At 57.6% G+C, this 4,784-nt stretch carries 5 protein-coding genes and 1 pseudogene; 2 read left to right on the forward strand and 4 right to left on the reverse strand.

Annotated elements, in window-relative coordinates:
• From RT613_RS16660 to RT613_RS16675, 4 genes are all read right to left on the reverse strand, one after another.
• Positions 1-908 (reverse strand): LysR family transcriptional regulator (locus tag RT613_RS16660; protein WP_313617113.1); only part of this gene is annotated, 908 nt, incomplete at its 3' end.
• A gap of 116 nt (positions 909-1,024) precedes the next feature.
• Positions 1,025-2,170 carry a M20 aminoacylase family protein gene (locus RT613_RS16665; RefSeq protein ID WP_313617157.1) on the reverse strand — a complete coding sequence of 382 codons (1,146 nt, stop codon included), beginning with the start codon at positions 2,168-2,170 and terminating at the stop codon, positions 1,025-1,027.
• Between the two features lie 77 nt (positions 2,171-2,247).
• A complete protein-coding gene (locus tag RT613_RS16670; protein ID WP_313617115.1) occupies positions 2,248-2,760 on the reverse strand; it encodes a hypothetical protein in 513 nt (170 codons plus the stop codon).
• The gene (locus tag RT613_RS16675) at positions 2,757-3,584 is read right to left on the reverse strand and encodes a DUF3100 domain-containing protein (RefSeq protein WP_313617117.1); all 828 of its coding nucleotides are present in this window, start codon (positions 3,582-3,584) and stop codon (positions 2,757-2,759) included. Before RT613_RS16675 ends, RT613_RS16670 begins: the two co-directional genes overlap by 4 nt.
• 375 nt (positions 3,585-3,959) lie before the next feature.
• Between RT613_RS16675 and RT613_RS16680 the strand changes: the two genes are divergently transcribed.
• Together RT613_RS16680 and RT613_RS16685 are read left to right on the forward strand one after the other, a co-directional pair.
• Positions 3,960-4,157, forward strand: a complete 198-nt coding sequence (locus RT613_RS16680; RefSeq protein WP_250985413.1) for a hypothetical protein — start codon at positions 3,960-3,962, stop codon at positions 4,155-4,157.
• A gap of 237 nt (positions 4,158-4,394) precedes the next feature.
• A pseudogene (locus RT613_RS16685) lies at positions 4,395-4,784 on the forward strand (hypothetical protein); the annotation flags it as partial.

Raw genomic sequence — 4,784 nt, forward strand, 5'->3', positions numbered from 1 at the left:
TGCTGGAAGGCAGCCATTTCAGCGGCGAGAAAACTGCTGAAACGCTCGACCGAATTGGGAAGACGGCGACGTGCCTTGACCATGAGGTGGCAACTGGCCTGCACCAGCAGCGGGTCATTGAGTTCCACAATGCCAAGCGCACCACGGTTCAGTTCGGTGGAGACGGCAAAACGCGGCAGGAAGGTCACGCCAAGTCCGGCCATCACGAAGCGACGCAGCACATCAATCGACGGCGTATCAATCAGTGGGGCAATGGCAATGCCGTGATCGACTGCCACACGGTTGACCAGCTGTGTCACGCCATGGCCCTTGATCAGCAGCGAATAGGGAGACTGTTTCAGGCACTGGGCCAGCGACACGGATTGCTCTTTCAGCAGTGGATGGTCTGGCGGCGCAACGAGGCACAGCGGCTGGCGGGAAATGGCCAGTGACCGGATGCGGGTATCAATGACAGGATTATAGGCAATGCCGATATCGACATCGCCATTGGCAACCTCGTCCTGCACCTGATCGGTGCTGCCAAGTTTCAGGTAATAGCTGATGCCGGGATAGACTTTCACGAATTTCGACAGTGCGTGTTCAATAAGGTCGCCCAGAAACCCCTCACCGCAGGAAATGCGCACCCGCGCCTGCTGAATGCCGCGCAGCTGATCCAGCTGTTCGGCCAGCACGCCGCTGTCTTCCAGCACACGCTGGGCATGTTCATAAACCAGCCCGCCAGCATCAGTCAGGCCCACACCACGGCTGGTGCGGTCAAACAGCGGCAGGCCGATGTTCTTTTCGGTATCGGCTATCTGTCGGCTGACAATAGAGGCAGCCACGCCGAGATGATCGGCGGCACTTCTGATCGATCCACAGCGGACGACAGCAATGAACATGCGCAAGGCTTTTGCGTCGAGCGTTTCCATAGGTGTATTTTCGTCAAAACCTTAGGCCAGTCAACGTGGGGCCAGTCAACGTGGGTTCTGGCCATCGAACCCGGTTCTGGGCGCCCCGCACACAAAGGCACGCGGGCGCCGCTGGCTCAGGCCTTTGCCAATTGCCCTTCAATCAGCGCACCCCACATGGCAACGCCAGTTGGCAACAGCGCATCGTTGAAATCGAAATAGGCAGAATGCAGGCCGGGGTTACGTCCCTCGCGCTTGGCACCCAGCCAGAAATAACAACCGGGCTTTTCGCGCAGCATGAAGGCAAAATCTTCCGCAGCCATGCTCGGTGGAACCTCGACCACATCAAGCCCCAGCGCCGATTTGGCCGTGGCACGGACGATCTGCGCACTGGCTGGGTCGTTGATGGTGGCGGGGTAACGATATTCGTAATTCAGCGTTGCTTCGCACTCAAACCCTGCTGCAACCGAATTGGCCAGCGTGCGAATGCGGTTTTCAATCTTGTCGCCAACCGTTTCCTCAAACCAGCGGGTGGTGCCGCGAATGACCACCTCTTCGGGGATAACATTCCAGGCATCACCGCCATGGATCTGGGTGGCCGAAACAACGGCGGATTCCAGTGGCGACACATTGCGCGCGGCAATGGACTGCAGCGATGAGACGATCTGCGAGGCCGCAACAATCGGGTCTGCGCCTTCATGCGGCATGGCACCGTGCGCACCACGGCCTCTCACCTTGATTTCAAAGGTACCGAAGGCTGCCATCATGCGGTCATCCCGCGCCACGCATTTGCCCAGCTCCAGTGCCGGCCAGTTGTGCAGGCCGAAAATGCGGTCCATGGGAAAATCTTTAAACAGCCCCTGCTCCACCATGGCGCGGCCGCCGCCTTCATTTTCTTCGGCTGGCTGGAACACGAAATGCACTGTGCCATCAAAATCCGTCTTGCTGGCAATGCGTGCTGCGGCAAGCGCCATGGCGACGTGGCCATCATGCCCGCAGGCATGCATCTTGCCCGCCACCTGGGAGGCGTAAGCAACGCCGCTCTGTTCAAGAATGGGCAAGGCATCGATATCGGCGCGAATGCCGATGGATTTGGATGACGTACCCTTGGACAGCGTGCCGACGACGCCCGTCTTGCCGTAACCTGTGGTGACCTTGAAACCCCAGTCAGACAGATGTTTGGCGATAAAGGCCGCGGTGTTGTGTTCCTCAAAGCCGAGTTCGGGGTTCTGGTGGAGGTGGTGGCGCCACTTGATGGCTTCCTCGATGTGTTCGCCCTGCATGATCGGCTCCAGTACACGTGTTTCATTCAAAAAGGCCGCCCGTTGCGGGGCGGCCAGATGTGATTCAAAGGCAGAGTTTACATGCCGGTGAGGCGTAACGAAATATCTGCAATGATGACAGAGCCGATATAGGTGCCGAACATCACGCAGATGGCGACGACAACGATTTTCCAGCCAGACCGGCGGGCAATGTCGAACTCACCCTTGGTCAGCGCCAGGCCACCATAGGCCAGTGCCGGGGTGGCAAGTGCCAGGAAGTTCAGCGCCTCAACCTGTGCCAGCACCCAGGCAGAGCCGGGAATGGCCGGCATGGTGACCAGAATGGCCAGAAGCGAGGTCCAGGCCACGCCGGGAAGGCTGAGTGGAATAAACCGGGCCATGACAATGCCGGCAACCGACAACAGGTACAGAATGACCATGCCGGGCAGCGCGGTCAGCGGGCTTGTGCCAGTGCCGACCCAGTTGGAGATCAGACCAACGGCGCAGGCAACCAGCAGAAGGCCGGCATACCGTGCCACATTGACCTTGCGCTCATCTTCACCGTGCTGTGGCATGGCGTTTTCCATGGATGTCGTGTGCGCGGTGCTCATGCTGCAATCTCCTTGGTCTTGTAGTTCGCCGGGTCGTTGGGGCGTGCCTTGCGGTACAGCCAGTCGGTCAGCGGCAGCGCCACGAACAGGCCAACATAGAGGCCGGTGGCATAGGTCAGGATGTTGCTGGCGGCAGCAAGAGCCAAAATGACGTCCTTGTCGTCTGGCAAGACAGTGACCAGACCACCGGTGCAGGCGGCCAGCATGCTGCCGGAGCCGACGCCGCAGGACATGGCAAGCGCACGGAAATCAAACCAGCCGAGCGAATGGATCAGAGGTGGCATGATGGCAAAAACGAAGGTGCCGATCAGCGTGCCGGTGGCATAAACGCCCATGGCGCCTGCACCTTCCGGGCTGTTGAGGCCGTAACGCTCTGCAATCAGCGCAATGTTCGGCTCGCGGTCGATCGAATAGGTCGCACCGACAGATTCGCGGCCCATGCGCAGCAGATACACTGCAACCGGGAAAGCAATGGCAATGGTGCCAAGGTTACCGAGTTCCTGAACGATCAGCGCTGGACCAGCCGCAATGATCGCATCGATCTGCGGGCCAACCGTGGTGCCGAATTTGGCGATGAAGGGCATGATCGCAATGGTGATCATGGTGCCCGACAGCTTGACCGCGCTTGGCGGTATCAGGGCTGCGGTTTTTTTCAGAATATGGGGGTTAAGAATGATGCCCATCGCAAAGGCATAAAGAATTGGCAGAAACACAACAGTGCCAATACCAATTGACAGGCGCTGTATGCCGATTAGTTCCGCGATGATGACAATGCCAATGACCACGCAATGTAGCCACCAGCCATTCCCGGCTGCTTTACTCATGTCTCGTTCCTCTCGTCGATCACCGCCGATCTTCTAGTTTTTTGCAGGCGGATAGTCGAGGATTATGAGCCGGGGTCCACTGTTTGGTAGTCGGCGTCAGAGCAACGATGCGTTGTTGAGACAGCAACGCCAAACCGACAGTGCAATGCACCATGAACCATGCCCGATATGGCAGCCGGTGCCGCCTTCGCGGTATCGCTCAGCTGGCCAAACCACCTGAAATGCGGGCTTGGTGCGCTGAATTGATCAACGTTGCAGGATTGTCTTGACTCCTCGGTAAATGAGAACATAAATAGAACAAACTGGATGCTGGGGCATCGATCATACGATCAACATATCAGGTGAAATTTGGCTCTTAAGCAGGAGAACGGGACCGTGCGCCCTGAAAAAAATATCGACGTTGCCGACTATATCCTGTCCTGCCACGACGGTGATCCCAAGGCGGCCATTGAAGCGATGATCGAGGAGATCGAACATCTGCAGCATCAGTTGAACATTGCGGTTGCGGCCATGGGCCATGGTTATACACGCGGCTGGAAACCGGAGGCATCACGCGGGCCGGAACAGGCATAAAACCCCTGCCCGGCCGTTTGTTCTGTCTGGTGATCAAGCGCTGACGCGACCCCCAGGAGTGATATGGGTGGGTTGCTTGGGGCAGATGGTCAGCGTTTTCGCTGATAAGTTTGATATACATAGCGTTTTACGTAATCGTTTAACGTGTAGGCTTGTTAGCAATGCTACATATCAGGTGAAGGAATCGCATAGGGGCGTTGCATATGGCGCCGGCCTGACAATTGGGGGTTGGATCGGGTGTTTCTGCGTTTAATGCTGTGGGCGGTTGTCGCCTGTCTTTGCTGGTCGGGTAGCGCCCCGGCCGAGATGACATATGAGGTCAGACCAATCGAAGGCGATGCGCCTTATTTGCTTGTCTCGGGCACGTTCGAGCCGTCTGATAGTGCCGACCAACTTGCGCTTGAGGTCGCCGCCAGCGGTGCAAGAGGCATCGTTTTTGACAGTGCGGGCGGCGATGTCGAAAAGGCGATGGAGTTTGGCAGGATAATCCGGTCTCTCGATCTGATCACAACACAGGTCAAAAGTGTGGAATGTTATTCCGCGTGTGTCTACGCATTTATGGGGGGTGTCTACCGCTATGCGGGAGAAGGCTCTCTTGCCGTTGACACGGCGATGTTCGAGGGGAAT

It is taken from the genome of Agrobacterium sp. (assembly GCF_032092815.1).
GTDB lineage: Bacteria > Pseudomonadota > Alphaproteobacteria > Rhizobiales > Rhizobiaceae > Agrobacterium.